We start from the raw sequence: 25,215 nt of genomic DNA on the forward strand, positions 1-25,215 counted from the left end.
TGCCGAATTTGCATATAGGTTCCGGTTGCAGGGAACCGCCATTCAGGCAAAGTCGAATACACGGTGATCGGGCACGCAGACAGCGGCCACACCCAGGGGGACAGCATGACCATGCACGTACGAGATACCGTTTCGATCACCGGCCTGGAGCTGGGTGGTCGTGGTTGCGCGGCCGCTGCCCTGCCCGGGAATGATCACCCTGCTTGAGCACAGCGGGATTGCCCGCCGTGCCTCCTCCGCCAGGATGGCGGGGGCCTACGGACGGTCCCGGCGGAGCCGGGCCACCGGCCATGCAGGTGTCCTGCAGCAACTGACAGGTAGAGGGAGACAACCGTCATGAACGCATCGATCCGCAAGTTCCTGAAAGAAGAAGATGGCGTGACCGCGCTCGAATACGGGCTGCTGGCCGCCGTGATCGCCGGCATCCTGATCGTGGTGGGCAGAACCCAGATCACCGCGTTCTTCACCACGTTGTTCACCCGCCTGCAGGCCATTGCCACCGACGCCACCACCACCTAGCCAGCGCGCAGGGTGCAGCACCTGCGGTCGCTTCGATGGCGGCCGCGGTGGCCGATGAAGGGTTCTGCAACTGTCCAGTGACGGACAACGAGGGTGTGCGATGACACTGCTGGGATTGCTGGCCATGGGAGTGTGCCTGCGGATTGCGATCAGCGATCTGTACGCCCGCCGCGTGCCCAACACCTGGCTGCTGGCCGCGTGCGCGATCGCCGTGCCCCTGATCATCGCCGGCCAGTTCAATGCCACGCGCACGGCCTGGGCGCCACACCTGCTGGGCGCAGTCGTTGGCCTGCTGGCATTGTTGCCGTTCTATGCGGTGCGCTGGATGGGCGCCGGCGATGTGAAGTTCTTCGCCGTGCTCGGCCTGCTGCTGGGCTGGAAGGCATTGCTGCCGGTCTGGGTGTTGGCCAGCCTGGCCGCAGGCGCCCACGCCGTGCTGGTGCTGGCCGGTCGGCAGTTGGCCGGTCACCTGCCGCTGCGCCTGCAGATGCAGGTAAACCGCGCCAGCACGCACTTGAATGGCCACGCTGCCCTGCGCGAACTGCATGCCGCGCGCGAGGGGCGACAGGGCATTCCCTACGCAGCCTACCTGGCCTTCGCGGCGATTGGCTGGGTGTTGGCAACCACCTATGGAGGCGTCGCATGAAAGCGTTCGCGCGCCAACGCCAACGCGGCGTGGCCAGCATCGAATTCGCGTTGATGCTGCTGCTCGGCCTGGTGCCGCTGCTGCTGCTCACCTTTTCCGGCGTGCTGATCATGGCCGCGCAGCAGACGCTGGCGACGGCCTCGGCTGAGGGCGCGCGTGCTTCGCTGCGCTTTGGCAACGCCGGCGAGCGGCGCACCGCCGCCTGCCTGGCGGCCCGCCGCTCCATGCAATGGCTGTTGCAGTTTTCCGGGCAGAACCCGGACTGCAGCGGCGGCGGCACCGGCGCTATCGTGGTCTCGCCGCAGGCGCCCTGCGCCGGCCTGGCGACGGTGCAATGCATGACCGTGACGGTGAGCTACGACTATGCGTCCCATCCCTTCCTGCCCGGCACCGCCACGCTCTATGGCTGGGTGATGCAGGCCCCCATCCGCAGCGTCGCGGTCGCCCAGCTGGACCTCGGCAGCAACTGACGATCGGTACAGGAGACGATTTTCATGCTCAAGTTGACCCGCATCGCCGCCATCGCGCTGATCGCGCTCGCCGTGCTGCTGGCCGTGGTCGCCTTCGTGATCGGGCGGAAGCCTGCGGCCTCGGCGGACAACCCGAGCACGATCGTGAAGGCCGATGCGCAGACCTTCAGTGTCGTTGAAGCCACCGCGCGGCTACCCGCCGGCGAGCCGATCAGCGCCAATGGCGTGCGGCTGACACAACGCACCGCGGAAGTGCCGGGGGCCGTTGCCGACCTGGCAGCGGTGGTTGGCAAGGTGCCGGTGCAGGACATCAGCGAAGGCAGCGCGATTGCTGCCAGCCTGCTGGCACAGGGCTTCTCGCTGCAGCTGCGGCCGGGTGAACGGGCATTGGCGGTGCCGGTCGATGAGCTGGTCGCGGCAGGCAATCGCATCCTGCCCGGTGATTTCGTTGACGTCTTCCTCAACCTGCGCAGCGCCGCTACCAGCTACAACGGCCAGCAGGACATCGCACAGACGCGGTTGCTGCTGTCACGCCTGCGCGTGCTCAGCTACGGACAGCAGGACATCGCGGCAGCCCCGACGAGCAGCCAGGGCCAGGCCCCGGCCACGGCAGGCAACGACTCACGTGCAGCCGATATCACCAGCGGTTCCAGCAGCGCCCCCAGCAACGCAAACGGTAGCGATGCCACGCAGCCGGCGCGCACCGCGGTGCTGGCGGTGCCGGTGGCCGACGCCAACCGGCTGCTGCTCGGCGCACAGCAGGGCAAGCTGTTCCTCGCCCTGCGCAATCCCGCCGATACCGGCCTGCCGGATGTGGCGCTGTTCCCACAGGCGCGCGGCGTGCTGGACCCGGTGCGCGGCCTGGACAACGAGCAGCAGCAGGCCCTGCAGCGACCGGAGAACAACGCCTACGCCGGCCTGGATGGCGATGCGCTGGCTGGCCGCGGCAGCAGCGTGCAGCGCAGTGTCCACGAAACGCCGGCGCGTGCACCGGTGCAGCGTCGCTCGACGCCGCGACCGGCGGGCATCGAAATCATCCGCGGCGACACTGCTGCCCCCCGTGGCTCCCTTTGACCCTTGCCGAGAGCGCACATGACTGAACGTCGCCACCGCCTACGCCCCACTGTCCGCCAGCGCTGGCTGGCCCTGCTGCTAGTGCTGCTGGCACCGGGTGCGAGCGTGGCTGCCGACGATCTGTTGCTGCAGACCCGCGAACAGCGGCCATGGACGCTGCCGGCCGACCTGGAACGGGTTGCCATCGCCGACCCCGGCGTAGCTGACATCGTGATGCTGCGCGGCGCACGCCAGGCGCTGCTGGTAGGCAAGGCCCCCGGCACCACCACCCTGCTGCTCTGGCATCGCAAGCAGAGCGAACCGCAGCGCGTGCAGGTGCGGGTGCAGAGTGCCGTGCAGGGCGCCGCCGATGCCGGCTCCAGCGGACTGGTGTTCACCCAGCAGGACCAGCAGGGGCTGCTGCAGGGAAGCAGCGACAGCGTGCTGGCGCACATGCAGGAGCAGAAGACCGCGGTGATGGCGCTCGGCAAGGACGGCAGCCTGGCCGATGCCTCCACCATCAGCAGCGGCGGCGTGGTGCAGGTCGAGGTGAAGGTGGTCGAGTTCAACAAGACCGCGCTGAAGCAGATCGGCATCAACTTCCAGAACCGCAACGGTGGTTTCGCCTATGGATTCGCGCGGCCGGGCGGGCAGCTGCCAGGCAACACCGGCATCCTGCCTGGCATGAAGGAAGGTGAGTCGAGCAACGAAAGCGAGTCACCGATCTCCTCGGCGTTCAGGCTGGTGTTCGGTTCGACCAAGGGCCTGTGGAACGCCGATGTCGACCTGCTGCAGGCCAACGGCATGGCGCGCGTGCTGGCCGAGCCCACTCTCGTCGCGCTGTCCGGGCAGAGCGCCAGCTTCCTGGCCGGTGGCGAACTGCCGATCCTGGAGCCGCAGGGGCTCGGCACGACCACGGTTACCTACAAGCCCTTCGGCATCGGCCTCACCGTTACTCCCACGGTGCTCTCACCGAACCGCATTGCGTTGAAGGTTGCCCCGGAAGCCAGCGACCTGGACTACACCAATGCGATCGCGCTCAACGGCGTGCAGATCCCTTCGATCACCACCCGCCGCGCCGACACCACCGTCGAGCTAGGCGATGGTGAGAGTTTCGTCATCGGCGGCCTGGTCAGCTCCACCGTGGCCTCGACGGTCAACAAGATTCCGCTGCTCGGCGACCTGCCGATCATCGGTACGTTCTTCCGCAACTTCGACTACAAGCGCCAGGACAAGGAACTGGTGATCATCGTCACCCCGCGGTTGGTACAGCCGATTGCCCGCAATACCGAACTGCCGCTGCCCGGCGATCGCGAAGCCAAGCCGAACATGCCCGAATGGGGCGCGTGGCTGCTTGGCCCGATCAGCCGCGATCCGGTTCCCGGTTTCTCGCGCTGACCTGCATGACGTCTCCGGTACTACGCCCATGCCCTACGCCACTGCCCTGCCGCTGCACCCGCAAGGACCACCGATGAACCTGGTCCTGTACGGGATCGACCGTGAACTGCTGCCACGCCTGGCTGCCAAGCTGCCGCCGACCACGGCACTGCACTGGCAGGACAGCAGCGAGCCGACCTCCGCCCAGGACCTGCAGCGTGGCCCGCAGAACCTGGTACTGCTGGACTTCCGCCCGGAGCATGCCTCGGCATCGACGGTACTGGCGCAGCAGCTGCAGCAGACCCAACCCGAATTGACTCTGGTGGCCGTGGGCGCCACCAGCGCCGGCCAGGTGGAAGGCGTGGTGATGGCGCTGCGCGCCGGCCTGCGCGATGTACTGGACCTGGACAGTGACAACACCGGCATCGAAGCCGCCCTGCGTCGCGCTTTGTCACCGCGCCCCGCCGCAAGCGCACAGCAGGCGCACAAGGCGCGCCTGATCGTGCTGCTGGGCGTGCGCGCCGGCGTCGGCACCAGCACGTTGGCCGCACACCTTTCGGTGCTCGCACAGCAGACCCGCACCCTGGCCCAGGGCGATGCCGCCGTGCAGGACGGGCTGCTGATGGAGCTGGCGCAGCCGGCCGGCGACCTCGCCCTGTACCTCAACCTGGACAGCCGCTTCCACTACGAAGACGCGCTGCGCAATGCCAGCCGCATCGATGCCACCCTGGCCCGCACGGCGATGGCCCGGCACACCAGCGGACTGGTCCTGCTCGACCGTGCCAGCGGCAGCGACGCACTGCCGCCCTCCGATCCTGGTGCGCTGCTGCAACGACTGCGCGGCGTGTTCTCCAGCGTACTGTGCGATGCCGGCGGCTGCCCGCTGCGGCAGCTGCCGCCGCTGCTGCTGGACCAGGCCGATGAAATCTGGCTGGTGGCCGACGCATCGATCGCCACCCTGGTGTCGCTGGACCACGCCCTGAAGCACCTTTCCGGCCAGCGCGAGCGCGAGAAGCGACTGCAGCTGGTGATCAACCGCCACGACGACAACAGTGGCATGAGCCCCGAACAGATCGCGCGCCGCTTCGAGCTGCCGCTGCTGGCCACCCTGCCCGAGCGGTCGCGGGTACGCGCCTCCGCCAGCCATGGCCATCTGCTGCTGCAGGATGCGCCGCGCGACCCGTACCTGCGTGCCCTCGCCCCGCTGGTGCAACGCCTGGATCCGGCTGCCTGCCCGGTCCAGGCGCACGGCCTGCGGGAAAGACTTGCCCTTGCCCTGGGTGGATCGCAATGGAAGACAAAGTGACCCCGTTCCCGCACGTTGTCGCCCGCAGCACGGTGCCGGAGCATGCACCGGGCAGCCTGCCGTTCGCACAGACCGAGCAGTACCAGAAGGTGCTGTCGGCCGCGCACGAGCATCTGCTCAACAGCATCGAAGACGAGCGCATCGACATCGATTCCTGGGCCCCCGACACCATCGCCCGCTGGGTGGAAGTGCAGACGGTCAGTTTCATCCAGGAATGGCGCATCCCCATCAACGAAGAAGAAATGCAGGTGGTGGCCGAAGGCCTGGTCAAGGAGCTGACCGGGTTCGGCCCGCTCGATGACCTGCTGCATGACCCCACCATCGAAGACATCCTGATCAATGGCTTCAAGGATGTGCATGTCTCCCAGGGCGGGCAGCTCAAACGCGCACCTCAGCGCTTCACCGATGACACCCACCTGCTGCGCATCCTGCGCCGCATCATCGCCCCGCTCGGCCGCCGCCTGGATGATTCCAATCCGATGGTCGATGCACGCCTGCCCAATGGTGGCCGCCTCAACGCGATCATCTCGCCACTGGCGGTGGACGGGCCGATGGTGTCCATCCGCAAGTTCCGCAAGGATCCGTTCACGCCCGACGAACTGCTGGCCAAGGGCACCTTCGATGCGCCGATGCAGGCGCTGCTGAAGGCGATGGTGCTGGGCCGCTGCAACATCCTGGTGTCAGGTGGCACCAGCTCGGGCAAGACCTCGCTGCTCAATGCGCTGGCCAGCTATGTGCCGGCCAACGAACGCGTCATCACCGTGGAAGACACCGCCGAGCTCTCGCTCAACCACCCGCATGTGGTGCGCCTGGAGAGCCGCATCGGTGGCGCCGAAGGCCAGGGCGCGGTCAGCATCCGCGACCTGGTGCGCAACAGCCTGCGCATGCGCCCGGACCGCATCGTGGTCGGCGAAGTGCGTGGCGCCGAGGTGCTGGAGATGCTGCAGGCGATGAACACCGGCCATGACGGATCGATGGCCACCATCCACGCCAATTCGCCGCGCGACTGCCTGTACCGCATCGAGATGCTGGCCGGCTTCGCCGGTTTCCAGGGCAGCGAAGACAGCCTGCGCCGGCAGATCGCCAGTGCCATCGACTTCATCGTGCAGATCTCGCGCCTGGGCAGCGGCCGCCGGGTGCTGGTATCCATCACTGAAATCACCGGCGTCAGCGACAACCTGATCACCACCCAGGAGATGTTCCGCCACGAAGTGCAGATCGATGGCAGCGGCAAGGAAATCGACCGTTGGATCGGCCTCGGCTTCCAGCCACATTCGCACAAGCTGGAGCCGTTCCGGCAGTTGCTGCGCGAATCCCTGTACGGAGACTTCTGAGCATGGGTACCGGCCTGCTGCTGGGTGTGCTGAGCATCGTGTCGGTGCTGCTGGCGCTGGCGGTGTGGCTGTGGGGGACGGCCAGCAGCCGCGAACAGCGCCAGGCCTCGCTGCAGCATGCCGAGCAGCAGCTGGCGCGCGGCACCGGCACCGGCGCTGCCGCCGCGCCGGCCGATGCAGCACGGCAGGCGCCGCTGCCTGCGCCGGGTCGCCGCGCCCTGCCCTGGAACGGGCTGCTGCAGCGTGCCGGCCTGGCACCGGGCTGGAAGCTGCCGCTGCTGATGCTGCTGCCGGGCATCGCCCTGTCCGCGTTCGCGGTGTTGCGCCTGGGCACCTTCTGGATGTTCCCGCTGACCCTGCTGCTGTACCTGCTGGGCTGCTGGCTGTGGCTGATGCGCCGTATCGGCAAGCTGCAGGCGCAGCTGCTGCACCAGCTGCCGGACTTCCTCGACAACCTGGTGCGCCTTACCGCGCTCGGCAACAGCCTGCAGGCCGCCTTCCAGGTCGCGTCGATGCAGACCAACGCGCCGCTGCGCGGCCTGCTCGACACCACGGTGCGCTATGCACGTGGCGGCATGGACCTTGACCGTGCGCTCAACCTGGCCGCACAGCCCTACCGCATGGACGTGCTGAAGGTGCTGGCGGTGGTGATGGGCGTGAGCGTGCGCATCGGTGGCCGTGCCGACCAGATCCTGCAGCGCATGGGCGACTTCATGCGTGACCTGGAACAGGCGCAGCAGGAACTGGCCGCAACCACTTCTGAAACCCGCATGTCGGCGTGGGTACTGGGCCTCCTGCCACCGGCCAGCGCAGTGTTGATGGCGATCTCCAGCCCTGAATTCTTCCAGCCGGTGCTGCACGACCCACTGGGCCACAAGATCCTGCTGATCGCGCTGGCGCTGGAGTTGACCGGCGCCTTCCTGCTGTACCGCCTGGCCAAATCACTATGAACATCCCCGACCACGCAGGAGGCATCCAATGAGCGCCAGCATCTGGTTCGTGGCTGCCCTGCTGGTGTTGGCCGCCGGCGTGGCCCTGCTGGGGCTTGGCAGCTGGGTGCGCAGCCATCGCGAGGACCGCAGCGAGGCCACGTTGAAAACAGCGCTGCGTCCGCGCGAAAGCGACGACACAGCGGCCGACGCACGCAAGGATTCACTCGGCTGGCTGGAGCAGTTCGGCCGCGGACTGAGCGGCGGACGCCTGGAAGCGGCGCTGCTGGCCGGTGAGGATCGCCTGCTGCTGGACCTGGCCGGCTGGAACACCCGCCGCGGCACCGCCATCTACCTCGGCCTGCGGCTGCTGCTGGCGGTGCTGGTACTGGGTATTGCGCTGACGCTGAGTGACGCCACGGGGTTGTCGAGGATCATGGTGGTGATCGGCGCGCTGGCTGCTGGCCTGCTGCTGCCGAAGTTCGCGCTCAGTGCGTGGGTCAAGCGGCGGCGACGCGCGGTGAACAATGAGCTGCCGCTGTTGATCGACCTGCTGCGCCTGCTGCAGGGCGTGGGCTACAGCATGGATCAGAGCCTGCAGACACTGGGCGACAAGCTGCGCGACGCACTGCCGGTGCTGGGTGGGGAAATCCAGGAAGCGAATGTGTCCTACACCCATGGGCGCACGCGCGCGCAGTCGCTGCGCCGGCTGAGCGATGTGTACGGCGATGACGATCTGTCCAGCCTTGTGCAGTTGATCCTGCAGGTGCACGCCCACGGCGGTGCCGTGCAGGAACCGCTGCGCCAGTTCAGCGTCCGCCTGCGCGAGCAGCGCCGCAACGCGCTGAAGGAAAAGGTCGGCAAGCTCTCGGTGAAGATGACCGTGGTGATGATGCTGACCCTGCTGCCGGCACTGATGCTGGTGCTGGCCGGACCGGCGCTGGTCGCGCTGGCCACTACCTTGTCGAGAATGGGATGACCTTCATGCCTGTCCTGCGCCCTGCCTGCCTGTTGCTTGCCTTGGTTGCCGCCGCTGCCGGCTGCAGTTCCACCACGCCGAAGTACCTGCGTGCGCCGAGCCTGGCCGAGCCGACGCCGGCCCCGCAGGACAGCCGCAACGCCTACCTGGAACTGATCCAGCGGATGCAGCAGCAGGGCGCCTGGTACGCTTCGCTGGCGCATGTGGATGCGTTCCGCCAGCGCTACGGCGATACCCCGGCACTGCGCCTGCTGCAGGCCGACGCACTGCGCCAGACCGGCCAGATCGATGCGGCGCTGGCGCTGTACCGCGAGCTCGGTAATGGCCCGCAGGCCGCGGCCGCTGCACACGGCATGGGCCTGATCGCTGCCCTCCGCGACGACGACCAAGGCGGCGAACAGGCGCTGGCACGTGCCACCCAGTTGAGCCCGCTGAACACCGATTACCTCGGCGACCTGGGCTATGCACGGCTTCGTGCCGGCCGCTTCGAACAGGCACGCGAGCCACTGGCCAAGGCGCTGGAACTGTCGCCAGGCAATGCCAAGGCCACCGCCAATCTTGCCCTGTGGGCGCTATTGCGTGGCGACACTGCCACCGTCGAACGGCTGGCCCAACAGGCCAGCTTCAGCGAGGAGACCCGCCGCAGCGTCGAACAGCAGGCGCAGCAGATCCGCGCGCGGCTGCAGCAACGCCAGGCCGCTGCTACTGCTGCAGCGGCGGCAGCGGCACGGCCAGTTGCTTCGGTAGCTGCCACCCCCGCCAACGCAGGCCCACGCTTGGCCGCCGAACCGCGCCGCGATGGTCGCGACGAACGCGACCCACCACGACTGCCGCCCTCGATGCTGGAACGCTTCGGCTCCACCGACCATCCCACCGGGAACACGCCATGACCTCGACGCCGCTGATCCGCTGCCTGCTGCCGGTGCTTGCCGGCTTGTCTTTCGCTGCGGTTGTGCAGGCGCAGACGCCGCAGCAACCGTTGACCGGGCAGATGCTGGGTGGTGCCGCGCCCGCGCCGGCAGCCGCTCCCCTGCACAGCGAGCCGTTGGCTACCGTGGACGTATCGCCGCCACCAGCCGCGGCGCCCATCGCAGCCCCCGCAGCCCCTGAAACCAAGCCTGATTTCGGCGGTACGCAGTTGCAGCCCAACACCTCGCAGATCGGTGACACCACTCGCAGCCTGTTCCGCCTGCAAGCGTCCGGCGAGGTGGCCGGTGCCCGCCTGCCGATCCTCGGCGACCAGGCCACATCCAGCTACGCGCGTTACCTGAAGAGCTTCCAGTACGACATTCCGCAATTCTTCGAAACCGACGTCGCCAAGTCCGCAGGATCCTCCCGATCCGGACGCTGAGGCCCGCCATGAACCGAGCACGCCACATCAGCTTCAGTCGCCCGCGCGGCGGTATGTCGGTCACCATGATGCTGGTGATGATCGCGCTGCTGGCCATGCTCGGCCTGATCGAGATCGGCTTCCTGTTCTGGGCCAAGCGCGATGCGCAGAAGGTGGTCGATCTGGCTGCGCTGGCAGGCGCACAACGGCTGGACCTGTGCCGGCCCGACAACGCCGACAACAGCGCGGCCCGGCAGAACGCGCTCGCACAGAACACCTTCCCTGGGCAGGTGCAGATCCAGTGCGGCAACTGGAATGCCACCCGCGGAACGGCTGACCACTTCAGCCCAAGCGTGGACGCAGGCAATCCACGCAACGCAGTGCGGGTCATTGCCGAACGCGGCGTACTGCCGTTCTTCGGCCAGAACAGCACGCTGCCCACGTTGCGCGTGCAGGCGGTGGCCAAGCGTTCGGAACCCACCGCCGTGTTTGCAGTGGGTTCGCAGCTGCTGCGCACCAATGGCAACTCCCCCTTGATGGCGACCCTTCGGCTGGTCGGCCTGGACGTCACCAACGCAACAATTCTGTCCTACGACGGCCTGGCACAGGCCACCGTCACCCCGTCGGGGCTGCTGGCGGCACTGGGCATCCCGGTCACCGCCGACCTCAGCGTGGCCGACTTCAACCGGCTGCTGTCGGTCAACCGCATATCACTGGCACAGCTGGTCAATGCCACTGCCACGGTGGTGGGCCGCGAGACCGCCGTCGGCGTACAGCTGCAGGCGCTGTCCAACCTGGTCGGCACGCGGCTGGACATCAACCAGCTGAACATTCTGCTGGGCAGCCAGAACGGCGGCGGCGGCCTGTTCGCGCAGGTGATCTCACCGGACGGCACCATCGGCAGCGCACTGGAATCGAGGGTCAACGTGCTGGATCTTGTCACCGCCGCGATCTCGATCGCCAACGATGGCAATGGTGTGCAGGTGCAGGGCTTGAACCTGCTGGGCATCGACGTCAAGGCCGGCGTGGTGGAGCCGCCGTCGATCGCCATCGGTGGCGTCGGCGCACGCGCCTACAACGCGCAGGTGCGGCTGATGGTGGACGTCGACAGTGATCGCCTGTTCGCGATTGGTCCGCTGCTGAACCTGCTCGGCACCCGCCTGCATCTGCCACTGCACGTGGATGTGGCCAATGCGATGGGGACACTGACCAGCATCCAGTGCGGTGCGGCGCCGCCGACGGCCACCGTCCAGGTCGATTCCTCGGTACTGCGCGCCTGCGTCGGCAAGGTCAACGCGGCCGATCGCTTCTCCAAGAGCAACGTCTGCGACGCGACCCTGCAGAACGAGCAGCTGTTGAAGCTTCTGGGGCAGCCCCTGATCAACGACAAGGTCACCCTGCCGGCACTGACCAGCACGCAGAGCCTGACCCTGGCCGCAGGCCAGACCGGCTCGACCCGGATCAACCCGTTGGCCGTCGGCACCGCCGTGTCAGACCTGGTCAACGAACTGCTGCGGGTGCTGTCAGGCATGCTCAGTTCACCCAAGCAGGGCATGAGCGCCAATGACACCGCCAAGGCTCTGGCAGACCGTTACCTGCAGGCGACCTTCCCCAGCGGCGGGCGTTACAACGTGGACCAGGTGATTCCATTGCTGCGCGATGGCGATCCGTCACGCAACCTCGCACCGCTGGGCAACTGGACCGTTACCAAGGGCGTACCCAAGCCCTGCCTGATTGGCCTGAGCACCTGCTGGGAAGATGGATCGGTCTGGGCCGGTTACCGCGCCACCGTGACCGGCCAGGGCCTGGGCCTGCTCGACGGCCTGCTGGGCTCGCTGGTCGGCGGCCTGCTGATCAACCGCTGCGACAGCCTGCTGGGCAACCTGATCGACTACAACGGCTGCGTGCGCACCAACCTGGCGTCCTACATCCAGACCGCCCCGGCCGGATTCCTGGATGGGCAGAACGGCGGCGGCGTGACCACCCCCGGCAACAACGTCACCTGCAGTGGCCTGCTGTGTGCGCTGCTGAACCCGGTGCTGGCGGCGCTCAAGCCCGTACTCAACAGCGTCGGCACCCTGCTGACCAACACCCTGGCCAGCCTGCTCGGGCTGGAACTGGGCCGCACCGATGTCAGCATGCAGTCGATCCAGTGCAGCTCGGCGCAGCTGGTCTTCTGACCCGCGCGGGCACCGGTTGGCGGCGTCCGCGCCCATGCTAGACTCGCGGCGGGGAACTACATTCAACTCAACCCACACTACATCCGTGGATGGTCTAGACATGCGAGAAACTTCAGGGGGCACCGTCTTCGCCCGGTATCGGCGCGGCGCAGCACTGCTGGCCGTGGCCATGATGGTGGTGGCGCCGTCGGCGCTGGCCGCACGTGGCGATCGCACTGCCACGGTGGAGCCGGCCAAGGCCGCACCGGTGGTACGCAACACCGTCGACGAACTCAAGCAGTTGATGGATGCGCAGCAGCTCACCGAGCTGCGTACCACCTACAACGGCAACTACGGCGCCAGCCTGCTGTTCAACGCCAATACCCTGACGTACTACGTGGCCCTGTTCCAGGAGAAGAACTTCTGGCGGGTGATCAAGACCGATGCCGTCGACAACGCCGAGCGTGTCTACCGCACCTTCGCGCAGCAGTCCGAACAGCTGGCGCAGGTCTACATCGACACCACCCGGCTGGAAGCCGGCAAGCGCTACACCGAGCGCCTGGTGGCCTACAACGAAGAGCGCCTGCGCACCCTGCAGCAGGAAATGGAACAGCAGCAGGCGCAGTCGGCGCAGGTCAGCGCAGCGCTGCAGCAGGCACAGCAGCAGGCGGTCAGCCTGAGCACCGACGTGCAGAGCACCAACAGCCAGCTCGATGCGCTGCAGCGACGGATCCAGATCCTGCAGGCCGAACAGGGCAACCCGGAGCTGAGCCTGCCCAAGCCGGATGCGGCGACGGCACCGGCCGCCGCCAGCGACGGCCGCTGAGGTCTTCCGGGCCTGTAGACGAGAACGGCACCTTCGGGTGCCGTTTTTCGTTGTGCTCAACGACAGGCCTCGCGTACCGCGTCATCCAGCTGCCTGCGCTGCAGGTAGTCGAGCCTGCGCGGCTTGGCCAGCGCTGCCACCTGCCGCTGGCGCGCCCGCTCGCAGCCACGCGGGTCAGCCGTGATCGATATCAGCGCGCCCTGTGCGCGCCCGCGCCGTGGCGTCCGCCTGCTAGCGCTGCGGGCAGGCTGCACGACTGCAGGTGTGGGCCCGCGTGCCTTCGACTCGGCACCGGGCACTTCCCAGCGCCACTCCGCGCGCCCCTGGCAGGGCGTCTGCTGGTAGACCGGATGCTCACCTCCGGTGCACTTGTAGACGTTGGTCTGTGCCATCGCTACAGCAGCCAACAGCACTGCAGGCAGCACTGCCCATCCCGGCATCTTCATGACTGGCCCTCACGCGTCCGATGGCCATGGTTGCCATCAGCACCGGCCTGCCGCCAGAGCGAGTCGCGTCAGCGCGACGACCACGCCAATCCGGCACAGCCGTGCAATGCACATCGCCCATCGTGCGCTGTACTGCCGCAGGCGCCGGCCAACCCGCAGGCGTCTTCCCTCCCTTCCGCCAAGGAACCTGCAATGAGCAATTTCGTGACCGTCAATGATGGCGCCCGCATCTTCTACAAGGACTGGGGCACCGGCCAGCCTGTCGTATTCGCCCATGGCTGGCCGCTGTCGTCCGATGCCTGGGACCCGCAGATGCTGTTCATGGGCCAGAACGGCTACCGCGTGATCGCCCATGATCGCCGCAGCCATGGCCGCTCCAGCCAGACCTGGGACGGCAACAACATGGACACCTACGCCGATGACCTGGCTGCCGTTCTGGATGCGCTGGACGTGAAGGACGCGATCCTGGTCGGCCATTCCACTGGCGGTGGCGAAGTGGCGCACTACATCGGCCGCCATGGCAGCAAGCGCGTGGCCAAGGTGGTGCTGGTCGGCGCGGTGCCGCCGCTGATGCTGAAGACCGAAGGCAATCCGGCCGGCACCCCGCTGGAAGTGTTCGACGGCATCCGCAAGGGCACCGGCGGCGATCGTTCGCAGTTCTTCAAGGATCTGGCCACGCCGTTCTTCGGCGCCAATCGTGATGGCAACAGCGTCACCGAAGGCATGCGTGATTCGTTCTGGCTGCAGGGCATGCTGGGCGGCGTGAAAGGCCAGTACGACTGCATCCACGAATTCTCGGAGGTGGACTACACCGACGACCTGAAGAAGATCGACGTGCCGGCTCTGGTGGTGCATGGCGATGACGACCAGATCGTGCCCTTCGATGCTTCGGCCAAGCTGTCCTCGCAGATCATCCGCAACGCAGAACTGAAGGTGTACGCCGGTGCACCGCACGGCCTCACCCTGACCCATGCCGATCAGTTCAACGCCGACCTGCTGGCATTCGCACGCAGATGACGTATCGCGGCGGCGCCCGTGCCCCCCCGCTCCTGCCCTGGAGCCGGCCAGCGGCCAGCTCCATCACGGGACCATCAGATATCGCTGTGGTGATGCGGCGCCGCCGCCGGCAATGGATCATGGCCGCCAACGAAGTGACGCACCACCGGCGCGCGCTCGCCGCGATGCAGCGCGCGCAGCGCCTCCTGGATCGCCTTGTCGTCGGCGGTGATGCGTTCATGCTGGCGCAGGTGCTCCAACCACGACGCTGCGACGAAATACTCCAGATGGATGCCCGGGGTTGCCACATCTTCGACCACGCCCCAGACCACGGCACCATCGCGCCGACGGATCGTTCCCAGCGTGCGCATCTGCGCCTGGAACGCGGCGCGGTCGGCGGCATCGATGCGATATTCGATGGTCACCAGCACCGGTCCGCGATCATTCGACACCGGCACCGACAGTTCCGGAGCTGGCCAGTGCCCGGCCGGGCTCAGGTTCAGATCTTCGGCGCCTGCAATGCGTACCCGCCACACCAGCAGGCCGCCGATGACCGCACCTGCAGCAGCCACCAGCAGTGCCAGCTCGGGCGATGTGCGCTGCGCCAGTGCGCCCCAACTCAGGCCACCGGCCGCCATGCCGGCCGAGAACACCATGATGTACAGGGCAAGCGCACGCGCCCTCACCCAGGCCGGCACCGCCGTCTGCGCTGCGATCTGCAACGAGGACAGTACGGTGATCCAGGCAAAGCCATTGACCAGCATCACCAGCGGCAACACGTACCAGCTGCGGGTCAGCGCCAGGCCGGCCAGGCTTGCTGCCAGCGACAAGGTGGCCAGCAGCACCAGCAGGTCGCGGTCAAGCCTGGCCCGCAGCTTCGGCAGCAGCAGCGCACCGCCCACCGCACCGATACCGATGCAACCCAGCAGCACGCCGTACTGCCCCGCTCCGCCCTGCATCTGCCCGCGCACCACCACCGGCAGCATCGCGTTCATCGCCGCGGCGAAGAAGAAGAAGCCGGCCGATTTGATCAGTACCGCCTGCAGGCGACCGGCACGGCTGGCATAGCGCAGGCCCGCCTTCAGGCCAGCGCCGAACCCTTCGGGCGGCAGGCTGGACGCCTTCGGATCACGCTTCCAGCCCCACACCACGAACAGCATGGCGGCAAAGGTGATGGCGTTGAACCCGAAGGCCCACACCGCACCCAGCTGGGCCACGATCACCCCGCCGATGGCCGGCCCGATGGAACGGGCAATGTTGATGCCGATGGAGTTGAGTGCCACGGCCGAGGCCAGCATCGGCTGCGGAACCAGCTCGGAGACGATCGCGGCCTGTGCCGGCATCGCCATTGCCGCACCGCAGCCCATGCAGAAGGTCAGCAGCACCAGCAGCTGCGGCGTCAGCAGGTCCAATGCCGTGAGCACCGCGGTCGCTGCCGCCACCAGCAGCATCCAGCCCTGGGTGAACAGCAGGTACTTGCGGCGGTCGACGATGTCGGCCAGGGTCCCGGCCGCCAGCGCCAACAGCACGATCGGCACGGTGGTGGCCGACTGCACCAGCGCGACCATCAGCGCCGAACCGGTGCGTTCGGCCATCACCCAGGCCGCAGCCACGTCGTTGACCCAGGTACCGATGTTGCTGGCCAGGATCGCCAGCCAGATCGAGCGGAACATGCGGATCTTCAACGGCGACCATGCGCCATCGACCTGCGGGGAGTGTTGTGACGCCGATGCGTTCACCATTGCCAAGCTCCAACGATTGAGGCGAACAGCGTGTCCCGGCCGCCGGCCTGCGTCAGTGCAGAACCTGCGTCGACCCAGGCCAGCTGCAGCTGCCATTGCCAGTGGTCATTGACCTGCCAGCGGGTTTCGGATTTGTACTGGGTACCGATGCGGCGTGCGCCTCCGGCACTGCCGGGCAACGCTGCCAACGGTGCCGGCGTGGTATAGACCGCATCGGCGCGCCGATGCTTCCAGGCCAGCTGTACACCCAGCTCGGTGGTCACCGCCTCATGCAGGCGCAGTGCCAGTGTCGGTTGCAGATCCATCAGGTTGGCCGGTGCCAACAGGCTGGCTTCGCTGAAATAGGCGGACTTGGGAAACAACGCATTGAACGTACCCAGACGACCATCACCCGGGTCTGCGTCGCCGCTGGCAATGTCGGCCTTCAGGCCAAGCCGCGGTTGCAGCGGCAGCGCGCTCCAGCGCCAACCGGTATCGGTGGCGAGGGTCCAGGCGCGGATGTCCAGATCGCCGGTCACCGCCCGCAGTTCACCGCCCTGCGCCACCAGTTCGGTATTCCAGTCCAGCGCACCCGACTGGCCGAACCAGCGCGCGCCCAGGGTCTGCCGCCGCTCGGTGCCGCTGCCAGCGGCGAAGCGCGCGCCCTCGCGACGATAGTCGAGCAGGTAAAGGTCCCACTGGCTGATGCCAGCGCCCTTGGCCGTGGTCGCATACGCGCCGAGCAGGTGTGCACCGCGCTCACCGCGGTCATCGAAAGCACCCGGGCGGTTCTCGACCGGGCGCAGCGCCATCAGGTCCAGTGCGCCCAGCCTGCCCTGCCACCCCACCCGCGCACCATCGAAGGCCAGGCGGATGTTCGGCCCGTCGCGCACCGACAACAGGCGCGAGCTGCCATAGCCCGCTTCCTGCCGGCCCAGCTGCACGTGCATGCCAGCGCCGGACCAGCGCCAGTACGCCTGCTGCACGTCCAGCGCGCCGCGATCGGTACGACCTGGGCCGCCGGCCTTGCCGCGCTCGGCATGCGTACCCAGCTGCAGCTTCGCTTGCCAATCACCCTGCGCGAAAGAGGCAGAAGCCAGCGCACGCAGCAGGCCGTAGCCATCGTCGCCAGCACCGACGCCAAACCGGGTCGGGGCGTAGTACATGCCACGCAGGCGCAGCGATGCATCCCACTGCAACTTGCCGTCGCCAACCGTGGTACAGGCACCACCGCCGCAGGCCAGCGCCAACGACGGCAACACCAGCGATGCCAGGGTCAGAACGCGAAGCACGAACACCCCATCGCGCCCCAGAACGCGGTCAGGTCGTCGGTTGGCGCCGGATGACGGACCGCGTGGCCATGCGCACCATGGGTGCCGCAGGCCACACCATGGTGATGACGGTGCGCCGCAGCCAACCCGGTCGCCCCGCCACCGACGTGGTAGCCACCGAAGCGGTTCACCGGCGACCAGTCCGGCATCGCCGGAGGCAGCTGCGGCGCCAACCCGGCGTAGTCGCCGTCGCCATGCACGATGCGGCCACCCACCACGGTCAGCAGGCTGGTGATGTCGGCGATCTGCTGCTCATCGACGCGGAAGAAGTCGGCCGACAGCAGGATGAAGTCGGCCAGCTGGCCCACCTTCAGCGTGCCCTTCACCGCTTCGTCGCCGGAGAACCAGGCGCTGCCCTGTGTCCACAGGCGCAGGGCCTGCTCGCGCTCCAGCAGGTTCTCATCACCGTACAGGGCCAGGCCGCCGACGGTGCGTCCCGTCACCAGCCACGACAGCGCCACCCACGGGTTGTAGCTGGCCACGCGGGTAGCATCGGTGCCGGCGCCGACCGGCACGCCCTCGGCCAGCATCCGCTTCACCGGTGGCGTGTGCCGCGCCGCCTGCACGCCATAGCGCTGCACGAATGCCTCGCCCTGGTAGGCCATGCGGTGCTGCACGGCGATGCCGCCGTTGAGTGCGCGGATACGCTCGATGTTGCGCGGGGTGATGGTCTCGGCGTGGTCGATGAACCAGTGCAGGCCATCGAACGGCATCTCACGGTTGACCTGCTCGTAGACGTCCAGGATGCGGCTGATGCTTTCGTCGTAGGTCGCATGGATGCGGAACGGCCAGCGCTTCTCCACCAGCAGCTTCACCACATCGTGCAGCTCCGGCTCAAGTTCCGGTGGCAGTTCCGGGCGCGGCTCGTTGAACAGTTCAAAGTCGGCTGCAGAGAACACCAGCATCTCGCCGGCACCATTGTGGCGCAGCAGGTCATCGCCCTGGCGCGGTTGCAGCATCTCGCTCCAGCCACGGAAATCGCTGACCTCGCTGCCCTTGTTCTGGGTGAACAGGTTGTAGGCGATGCGCACGGTCAGCTGATCATCGCGATGCAGCTGCTCGATGACCTGGTAGTCCTCGGGGTAGTTCTGGAAACCGCCTCCGGCGTCGATCACCGAGGTGATGCCCAGGCGGTTCAGCTCGCGCATGAAATGGCGGGTTGAATTGGCCTGGTACTCGACCGGCAGCTTCGGCCCCTTGGCCAGGGTCGCATACAGGATCAATGCATTCGGCTTGGCCAGCAGCAGGCCGGTCGGGTTGCCCAGCGAATCGCGCACGATCTGCCCGCCGGGCGGGTCCGGCGTTTCCTTGGTATAGCCACAGGCACGCAACGCGGCGCGATTGAGCAGCGCGCGGTCGTACAGGTGCAGCAGGAACACCGGCGTATCCGGAGCGATGTCGTTCAGTTCCTGCAGGCTCGGCAGGCGCTTTTCGGTGAACTGGGTCGCGGTGAATCCACCGACCACGCGCACCCACTGCGGCGCGGGCGTGCGGTCAACCTGCGCCTTCAGCATGGCCATCGCATCGGCCAGTGAACGCAGGCCATCCCAGCGCAGTTCCAGGTTGTAGTTCAGGCCACCGCGGATCAGGTGGGTGTGGCTGTCATTGAGGCCGGGCACGATGCGCCGCCCCTGCGCGTCGACGATCGTGGCTTCGCCGCCCCAACCGCGCATGATGTCCTCGTCGCTTCCCACGGCAACGATGCGGCCGTTCTGCACGGCCAGTGCCTGCGCATGCGGCTGTTGCGGATCAAGCGTGGTGATGCGTGCGTTGCGGATGACCAGTGTGCTCATGCGACGCTCCTTGGAAGGGGATTGGATGGCCGCGGCGGTACCGCCAGTCAGGCCCAGCGCCAGCGCGGCACTGGTGGCCAGCACCACATTGCGGCGGCCAGGATCGAGAGGTTCGTTGTTCACGCGATGTCTCCAGAAAGAAGCAGACCATCCACCGCCCATGCACCGGGCCCGGCCAGGGCGATGGCCAGCAGTGCCAGCGTCCACAACAACGGATACTCGGCCCCGCCGCGCATCCAGAACCACCCGTTGCGCAGCGCCAGCAGGGCGGTGAAGGCGATGAAGGCGGCAGCGACAAGCGCGGCGATCCGGGCCTGCCAGCCCAGCATCACAGCGCTACCGGCCACCACCTGCAGCAGCGCCAGCAGCAGTGGCAGCGGCGCCGACGACGGCAGACCGAAGCCACGCAGTTCGCCGGCAAAACCTGCCAGGCCCGGCCCGTTGAACCAGCCGAACAACTTGCCCAGCGCATGCGGCAGCAGGAATCCTCCCGCCGCCACCCGCAGGATCAACAAGGCCAGGTCGAGGCCATGGCCATCGCGCACGCTCAGTGCCCGCCTTCCTGCGCGCCGAACATGGTCTTGGCGTACTGGATGCCGACGCCATAGCCACCCGCATGGTCACGGGCGATGCCGGTGGTCAGGTCGTAGGTTTCAGCACGCGCCCAGTCGCGCTGCAGTTCCAGCAGGTACTGCACGCTGGTGATCGGCACGGCACCGGCCTGCACCATGCGGGCGATCGCACGTTCGTGCGCCTCTTCGCTGACATCGCCGCAGGCATCGGTGATCACGTAGACCTCAAATCCCTGCTCCAGCGCCGACAGCGCCGGGCCGACGATGCACACACTGGTCCACAAGCCGGCGAGCACCAGCCGACGCTTGCCGATGCGGTTCACCTCATCGATCACCGGCTGGTCTTCCCAGGTGTTCATCGACGTGCGATCGAACACCGCCTGGCCGGGGAAGATCGCCGGCAGCTCCGGGAACATCGGGCCGGAGAACGACTTCTCGGCCACCGTGGTCAGCACCACCGGCACCTTGAAACCCTTGGCGCCCTTGCTGATCAACGACACGTTGTTGCGCAGCGCGGAGATGTCGATGGTGTGGGTGGCAAATGCCATCTGCGACTGGTAGTCGATCAGTATCAGGGCGTGGTCGGCCGGTGACAGCAGTGCTTTGGCGGGGGTGGCGGTGGCGAGGCTCATGGGTGGACTCCGGTGGAGGAAACAACAGGGGGCTGGGAACGTGCCGCGCCATCGGCCAGGTACTGGCCGGGACTGCAGCCGGTCTCGGCGCGGAAGCTGCGGACGAAGTGGCTCTGGTCGAAAAAGCCAAGATGCTGGGCCAGGCAGGTCATCGACTGCGCGGCCGTCGGCAGCAGCTGCGTGGCGCGTTCGATGCGCCGACGGCGCACGTAACGCAGCGGACTGGCGCCGGTACCCATGCGGAACAACCGCACCAGATGGAACCGGCTTACGCAGGCAACGGCAGCCAGCTCGGTCACCCGCAGCGGCTGCGACAGGTGCTCGTCGATGTAGCGCAGCGCACGCTGCAGGGCAGCCGACTGGTGCGGTGCCAACGTGGTTGCGGACAGGGCAGGAGGCTGGACGGTAGCCATGAAGGAGCGCCGCGACGGGAGCACCCATGGTGTGCCGCCGGCTGCGATCGCCCTACCCCCGTCGGTCGAGGCCGGCGCTCACCCATTCGGGGGAGGCCGGCGCTGCAGCAGGCGGCGGCCGAACAACCGCGCATCCAGCGATACGCGCCCGGCCCCAGCATGAGCAGGGCCAACGGCAGCAGCAGCCAGGGCAGCGCCGCGCCCTGTCCGTACAACCCCGGCACCGCCAGCATCACCGCCAGCGGGGTCAGCAGCCCAGGCAGCAGCAGGCCGATCGCCGCCAGGCACAGCAGTCCCGGCACACCGGCCGGACTTCCGCCCGCCAACAGCCCTCCTGCCACGCACAGGCGCAGCCACAGCAATCCCAGTCCGGGGCCGCGGTCAGGGAACATCACATACAAGCGCTGCATCGCCGGGCTCCGTCATCCATCACGGCGTGATAGCGGACACCGAAGCGGTACGCCTACCCCGAACGGGTCACCCCGGCCTGCCCCGCACCTGCCAGAATGACCGCATGCGTGGCCGCCCCTTCCCCTTCCTGCGTCGCCTGCCGGCGCTGCTGTCGTGCCTGCTGTTGTTGACTGCCCTGCCCGTCTTCGCCGTGCAGCAACCCGCAGTGAGCGATGGCATGCCCGGCTATCAGCACACCGCCTGGCGCGTCGGCCAGGGCGCCCCGGGGGATATCTGGGATATCGTCCAGGACCGCCAGGGCATGTTGTGGCTGGCGACGGGTTCGGGCCTGTACCGCTTCGACGGCCGGCGTTTCGAGCGGCAGGCCGCACCGGCGGGCACCCGTTTTCCCTCCACCAACATGGTCACCCTCGGCCTCGATGGCGACGATGGTGGCCTGTGGATCGGCTACTTCCAGGCAGGCATCAGCCAGTTCACGCAGGAACGCCTGCGCAGCTTCGGCCGCCCGCAGGGCGTGCCGGTGGGTGTTGTCCCCCGCTTCGCGCATGACCGCAACGGCCGCCTGTGGGCTGCCGTCAATGGCGGCCTGCGCTGGTTCGATGGACATCGCTGGCAGGAGCCGCCGGCTTCCTTCGGCCTGCCGCAGAGACGCGTGCAATGGGTGCTGCAGGACCGCCACGGCACATTCTGGGTGCTGGCGGACCTGCAGATATGGCGTCGCCCTCCTGGCGCGGCCCGCTTCGAAGCCACCGGCATCGCGGTCTCGCAGATGGCCTCGCTGGTCGAGAGCCCGCGCGGCGAAATCTGGCTGGCCGACCGCGTGCGCGGCACGTCGCCGCTGGCCAACGCGCATGGCCTGTTGCCCGCCGAGGAACGTGAAGCACGGCGGCTGCCCGGGCTGGTCGCCTCGCGCCTGCAGTTCACGGCCGACGGGGCCCTGTGGGCCACGCTCAGCCCGCACGGTGGCGTGGCCCGGGTCACCTTCGACGGCCAACAGGCTGTGCGCATGGAGCGCTTCGATGCCGCGCAGGGCCTTACCGCGACGTCGGCAGTGCCGGTCCTTGCCGATCGCGAAGGCAACATCTGGGTAGGCACCAACCTCGGCCTCAACCGCTTCCGTGCGCACAGCGTGCAGACCTTGGCGGTGGGCCCTACCGATCCGTACCGGTCATTGGTACGCGCCATTGATGGCCGGGTGTATGGCTATGGCGAAGACCTGAAGCTGTTCGACCTGCGGCGTCCGCTGCTGGGCGGCAGCGCTGCGCAGCTGCAGGCCGCGGCACGGCAGGCACCCACTCCGGTATGGCAGTTCGACTGGATCAATCTGGCGCGCACCGTCAGCGGCCACACCACCCTCATACCGCTGCCGGCACCGTTCACCGGGCAGCCACTGCACGCCCTGCTGTTTGCCGATGCGGACCAGGCCTGGGCCTGCGCCGGCGAGCGCGCGGTGCTGCACTACACGGACAACCGCTGGCGTCGCGAAACCCGGCTTCCCGAGCAGGCCTGTTCGTCGCTGGCGCGTACCGATGACGGTGCGCTGCTGCTGGGCTACGCCGATGGCACCCTGCGCCGCCTGCACGGCGCTACGGTCAACTCCTACGACGCCACCGAAGGGCTGTCGGTAGGCCCGGTAACCGCGTTGCTGCAGCACAAGGATCTGCTGCTGGTCGCTGGCGAGGCCGGCCTGGCCGCGCGTTTCGGCAACGGCCGCTTCCTGCCGGTGCGCACCGACATGGCCGGCGTGCTGGAAGGCATCACCGGCATGGTCGCCGATGCGAACGGGCTGCTCTGGCTCAATGGCAGCCGCGGCCTGGTGCGGTTGCAGGTTGCCACCCTGCGCAGCGCGCTGCGCAACGACCAGGCGATAGCCCCCCGCCTGTTCGACGCGGTTGACGGCATGCCGGGCATCGCCCTGCAGAGCGGCCCCATCCCCACTGCGGTACTGGCGGCTGATGGCCTGCTGTGGCTTGCCACCAATCAAGGCCTGGCGTGGCTGGACACGCGGCAGTCGCACATCAACACCATGGCGCCTGGCGTGCGCATCGGTGACGTGCTGTATGGCAGTACACAGGCCCCGTTGCAGGAGGGACTGCGCCTTCCGGCCGGCACTACCCAGCTGCAGATCGACTATGTCGCGCTGTCGCTGGCGCGGCCGGAGCGCAACCGCTACCGCTACCGACTGTCCGGCGTGGACGACGCTTGGCAGGAGGCCGGCGCGAGCACGCGCGCCTATTACACCAACCTCGCACCGGGCCATTACCGCTTCGAGGTGGAAGCAGCCAACGAAGATGGCATCTGGAGCAGCACGCCAGCCAGCCGCAGCTTCCACATCGCACCGACGTTCCTGCAGACCGCCTGGTTCAAACTGTTGTGCGTCTGCGTGGTGATGGCTGCGCTGGCGCTGGCCGTGCGGGTCCGCAGCCGGCAGCTGGCGGCATTGTTCCGCGCCCGCCTGCAGGAACGCAACGGCGAGCGCGAGCGCATTGCGCGCGATCTGCACGACACCCTGCTGCAGGGCAGCCAGGGACTCATCCTGCGCCTGCACGCCATCAGCCAGTCGGCACAGACACCAGAGCCGGTACGCACCCAGCTGGAATCGGCGATGCTGCTGGCCGAGCGCAATCTGGCCGAAGGCCGGGAACGGGTCAACGCGCTGCGCGACGCACCGTTTGCCGGCCGCGATCTCGCCTCTGCACTGGCCGACGTGCATGCCGAATATGCAGGCCAAGGCACCAATCCACTGCGTTTGACCATGGAAGGCACCCCGCCGCCGCTGCAGGCCGAAGCCGCCGAGGAAGTGTTCCTGATCGGGCGCGAGGCCATCCGCAACGCGCTGCGGCATGCGCAGGCCAGTGCCATCGAAGTGGAACTGTCCTACGGCACGCGCTGCTTCCTGCTGCATGTGCGCGACGATGGCGTCGGCATCGCCAATGACAATGCCGGCGGCGGACACTGGGGCATGCAGGGCATGCGCGAGCGCGCACAACGGCTGGGTGCGGAGCTGCAGTTGTGGACACGCCCCGGCCTGGGTACCGAAGTCGCACTGTCCGTGCCGGCGCGTCGCTTGTATCACCGACATCCAGCGCGTTGGCGTTGGCCCTGGAGCAGAACCTCCCATGACTGAATCCCTTCCTCCCATCGGCGTGCTGGTGGTTGATGACCATCCGCTGTTGCGCGATGGCCTGGCCGCACTGCTCGGCGCACATGCCGACCTGCGCCTGCTCGGCGAAGCAGCCGACGGCGAGGAAGCCCTTGCCCGCTACCAGCAGCTGCGCCCGGATGTGGTGCTGATGGACCTGCAGATGCCACGCATGGATGGCGTGGAAGCAATCGTGCGGATCCGTGCGATCGATCCCCGCGCACGCATCATCGTGCTGACAACCTACCGCGGCGACGTGCGCGCCGTGCGCGCGCTGCAGGCCGGTGCCAGCGCCTACCTGCTGAAGGACATGCTGCGCCACGAACTGGTGGCCACCATCCGCACCGTGGCCAGTGGCCGTCGCGCACCGATACCGGCGGAAGTGGCGGCCAGCATCGCCGCGCACGTGGTGGAAGACCGGCTGTCGCCACGCGAAACCGAAGTGCTGCGCCACGTGGCCGGCGGCCTGTCGAACAAGCGCATCGGCGAACGCATGCAGATTTCCGAGCAGACGGTGAAGGCACACATGAAGAGCCTGATGGAAAAACTGGGCGTTGGCGACCGGACCCACGCGGTAACCCAGGCACTGCGTCGCGGAATCATCAGCCTGGATGACACCGGTCAGGAGTGAAGGGGTTTCGGCCGGGCTGCGCCCGGCACCCGCCGAATCAACGGCCGAAGCAACGGCAACTGCAACAGCAACAGCGGGTTTTCTGCGGGATGGCGGGGTGGGTCCGGTGGCAGGGGCCGCTACAAGTACGTCCATGTAAGCTCGGTCGCCGCATCCATGCGGCTCACGCCCCTGCCACCGGACCCACCCCGCCTTCGAC

General features: G+C 67.7%; 23 protein-coding genes. 16 read left to right on the forward strand and 7 right to left on the reverse strand.

Translation table 11 applies throughout. The features are described 5' to 3' along the window. The first annotated feature begins 336 nt into the window (after nt 1-336). The 13 genes from AC3WTC_RS07120 (at nt 337) to AC3WTC_RS07180 (ending at nt 12,928) form a co-directional block, all read left to right on the forward strand. Nucleotides 337-519: a Flp family type IVb pilin gene (locus AC3WTC_RS07120; RefSeq protein ID WP_025878547.1), complete on the forward strand. Its 183-nt coding sequence runs from the start codon at nt 337-339 to the stop codon at nt 517-519. 100 nt (nt 520-619) lie between these two features. After that, nucleotides 620-1,165, forward strand: coding sequence for an A24 family peptidase (locus AC3WTC_RS07125; protein ID WP_032975294.1), 546 nt, complete (start codon nt 620-622; stop codon nt 1,163-1,165). Beyond that, nucleotides 1,162-1,635, forward strand: coding sequence for a TadE/TadG family type IV pilus assembly protein (locus AC3WTC_RS07130; RefSeq protein WP_025878545.1), 474 nt, complete (start codon nt 1,162-1,164; stop codon nt 1,633-1,635). Before AC3WTC_RS07125 ends, AC3WTC_RS07130 begins: the two co-directional genes overlap by 4 nt. 24 nt (nt 1,636-1,659) lie before the next feature. Further along, nucleotides 1,660-2,709: a Flp pilus assembly protein CpaB gene (gene cpaB, locus AC3WTC_RS07135; RefSeq protein ID WP_025878544.1), complete on the forward strand. Its 1,050-nt coding sequence runs from the start codon at nt 1,660-1,662 to the stop codon at nt 2,707-2,709. Between the two features lie 18 nt (nt 2,710-2,727). Continuing rightward, nucleotides 2,728-4,086: a type II and III secretion system protein family protein gene (locus AC3WTC_RS07140; RefSeq protein ID WP_025878543.1), complete on the forward strand. Its 1,359-nt coding sequence runs from the start codon at nt 2,728-2,730 to the stop codon at nt 4,084-4,086. Between the two features lie 28 nt (nt 4,087-4,114). Next, nucleotides 4,115-5,371: a CpaE/TadZ family protein gene (locus AC3WTC_RS07145; protein WP_134832705.1), complete on the forward strand. Its 1,257-nt coding sequence runs from the start codon at nt 4,115-4,117 to the stop codon at nt 5,369-5,371. After that, nucleotides 5,356-6,705: a TadA family conjugal transfer-associated ATPase gene (locus AC3WTC_RS07150; RefSeq protein WP_025878541.1), complete on the forward strand. Its 1,350-nt coding sequence runs from the start codon at nt 5,356-5,358 to the stop codon at nt 6,703-6,705. The genes AC3WTC_RS07145 and AC3WTC_RS07150 overlap by 16 nt, the downstream gene beginning before the upstream one ends. A gap of 2 nt (nt 6,706-6,707) precedes the next feature. After that, entirely contained in the window at nt 6,708-7,655 is a 948-nt protein-coding gene (locus tag AC3WTC_RS07155) for a type II secretion system F family protein (RefSeq protein ID WP_025878540.1), read from the forward strand. A gap of 28 nt (nt 7,656-7,683) precedes the next feature. Next, nucleotides 7,684-8,613, forward strand: coding sequence for a type II secretion system F family protein (locus AC3WTC_RS07160; RefSeq protein ID WP_492711211.1), 930 nt, complete (start codon nt 7,684-7,686; stop codon nt 8,611-8,613). 5 nt (nt 8,614-8,618) lie between these two features. Further along, nucleotides 8,619-9,503, forward strand: a complete 885-nt coding sequence (locus AC3WTC_RS07165) for a tetratricopeptide repeat protein (RefSeq protein WP_105165017.1) — start codon at nt 8,619-8,621, stop codon at nt 9,501-9,503. Then, nucleotides 9,500-9,964, forward strand: a complete 465-nt coding sequence (locus AC3WTC_RS07170; protein ID WP_025878537.1) for a DUF3613 domain-containing protein — start codon at nt 9,500-9,502, stop codon at nt 9,962-9,964. Before AC3WTC_RS07165 ends, AC3WTC_RS07170 begins: the two co-directional genes overlap by 4 nt. Before the next feature lie 8 nt (nt 9,965-9,972). Then, a complete protein-coding gene (locus AC3WTC_RS07175) occupies nt 9,973-12,123 on the forward strand; it encodes a TadG family pilus assembly protein (protein WP_492711214.1) in 2,151 nt (716 codons plus the stop codon). 100 nt (nt 12,124-12,223) lie between these two features. Continuing rightward, nucleotides 12,224-12,928 carry a DUF2968 domain-containing protein gene (locus AC3WTC_RS07180; RefSeq protein ID WP_025878535.1) on the forward strand — a complete coding sequence of 235 codons (705 nt, stop codon included), beginning with the start codon at nt 12,224-12,226 and terminating at the stop codon, nt 12,926-12,928. 56 nt (nt 12,929-12,984) lie between these two features. Here AC3WTC_RS07180 and AC3WTC_RS07185 read toward each other — a convergent pair whose 3' ends face one another. Then, complete coding sequence (locus AC3WTC_RS07185) at nt 12,985-13,374, reverse strand: hypothetical protein (RefSeq protein WP_492711216.1); 390 nt, start codon at nt 13,372-13,374, stop codon at nt 12,985-12,987. A 192-nt stretch (nt 13,375-13,566) separates the two neighbouring features. Between AC3WTC_RS07185 and AC3WTC_RS07190 the strand changes: the two genes are divergently transcribed. After that, entirely contained in the window at nt 13,567-14,391 is an 825-nt protein-coding gene (locus AC3WTC_RS07190) for an alpha/beta fold hydrolase (RefSeq protein WP_025878533.1), read from the forward strand. A gap of 74 nt (nt 14,392-14,465) precedes the next feature. Here AC3WTC_RS07190 and AC3WTC_RS07195 read toward each other — a convergent pair whose 3' ends face one another. The 6 genes from AC3WTC_RS07195 to AC3WTC_RS07220 all read right to left on the reverse strand — a co-directional run bounded on the left by AC3WTC_RS07195 (nt 14,466) and on the right by AC3WTC_RS07220 (nt 20,832). After that, on the reverse strand, nt 14,466-16,112 hold the full coding sequence (locus AC3WTC_RS07195; protein ID WP_059064418.1) for an MFS transporter: 1,647 nt from the start codon (nt 16,110-16,112) through the stop codon (nt 14,466-14,468). Next, nucleotides 16,106-17,389, reverse strand: coding sequence for an alginate export family protein (locus AC3WTC_RS07200; protein ID WP_492711219.1), 1,284 nt, complete (start codon nt 17,387-17,389; stop codon nt 16,106-16,108). The genes AC3WTC_RS07195 and AC3WTC_RS07200 overlap by 7 nt, the downstream gene beginning before the upstream one ends. Continuing rightward, nucleotides 17,368-19,215 (reverse strand): amidohydrolase, encoded by a 1,848-nt coding sequence (locus AC3WTC_RS07205; protein WP_492711224.1) that lies wholly within the window; start codon nt 19,213-19,215, stop codon nt 17,368-17,370. The genes AC3WTC_RS07200 and AC3WTC_RS07205 overlap by 22 nt, the downstream gene beginning before the upstream one ends. Before the next feature lie 119 nt (nt 19,216-19,334). Next, nucleotides 19,335-19,760: a DoxX family protein gene (locus tag AC3WTC_RS07210; RefSeq protein WP_025878529.1), complete on the reverse strand. Its 426-nt coding sequence runs from the start codon at nt 19,758-19,760 to the stop codon at nt 19,335-19,337. 2 nt (nt 19,761-19,762) lie between these two features. Beyond that, complete coding sequence (locus AC3WTC_RS07215) at nt 19,763-20,419, reverse strand: hydrolase (RefSeq protein WP_033831352.1); 657 nt, start codon at nt 20,417-20,419, stop codon at nt 19,763-19,765. Next, a complete protein-coding gene (locus AC3WTC_RS07220) occupies nt 20,416-20,832 on the reverse strand; it encodes a helix-turn-helix domain-containing protein (RefSeq protein ID WP_025878527.1) in 417 nt (138 codons plus the stop codon). The genes AC3WTC_RS07215 and AC3WTC_RS07220 overlap by 4 nt, the downstream gene beginning before the upstream one ends. 514 nt (nt 20,833-21,346) lie before the next feature. Between AC3WTC_RS07220 and AC3WTC_RS07225 the strand changes: the two genes are divergently transcribed. Beyond that, nucleotides 21,347-24,370, forward strand: coding sequence for a sensor histidine kinase (locus AC3WTC_RS07225; RefSeq protein ID WP_492711221.1), 3,024 nt, complete (start codon nt 21,347-21,349; stop codon nt 24,368-24,370). Next, complete coding sequence (locus tag AC3WTC_RS07230; RefSeq protein ID WP_032975280.1) at nt 24,363-25,016, forward strand: response regulator; 654 nt, start codon at nt 24,363-24,365, stop codon at nt 25,014-25,016. Before AC3WTC_RS07225 ends, AC3WTC_RS07230 begins: the two co-directional genes overlap by 8 nt. The last annotated feature ends 199 nt before the right edge of the window (nt 25,017-25,215 follow it).

The sequence above is a fragment of the Stenotrophomonas sp. FW305-C-20-S1 genome, from assembly GCF_058783335.1.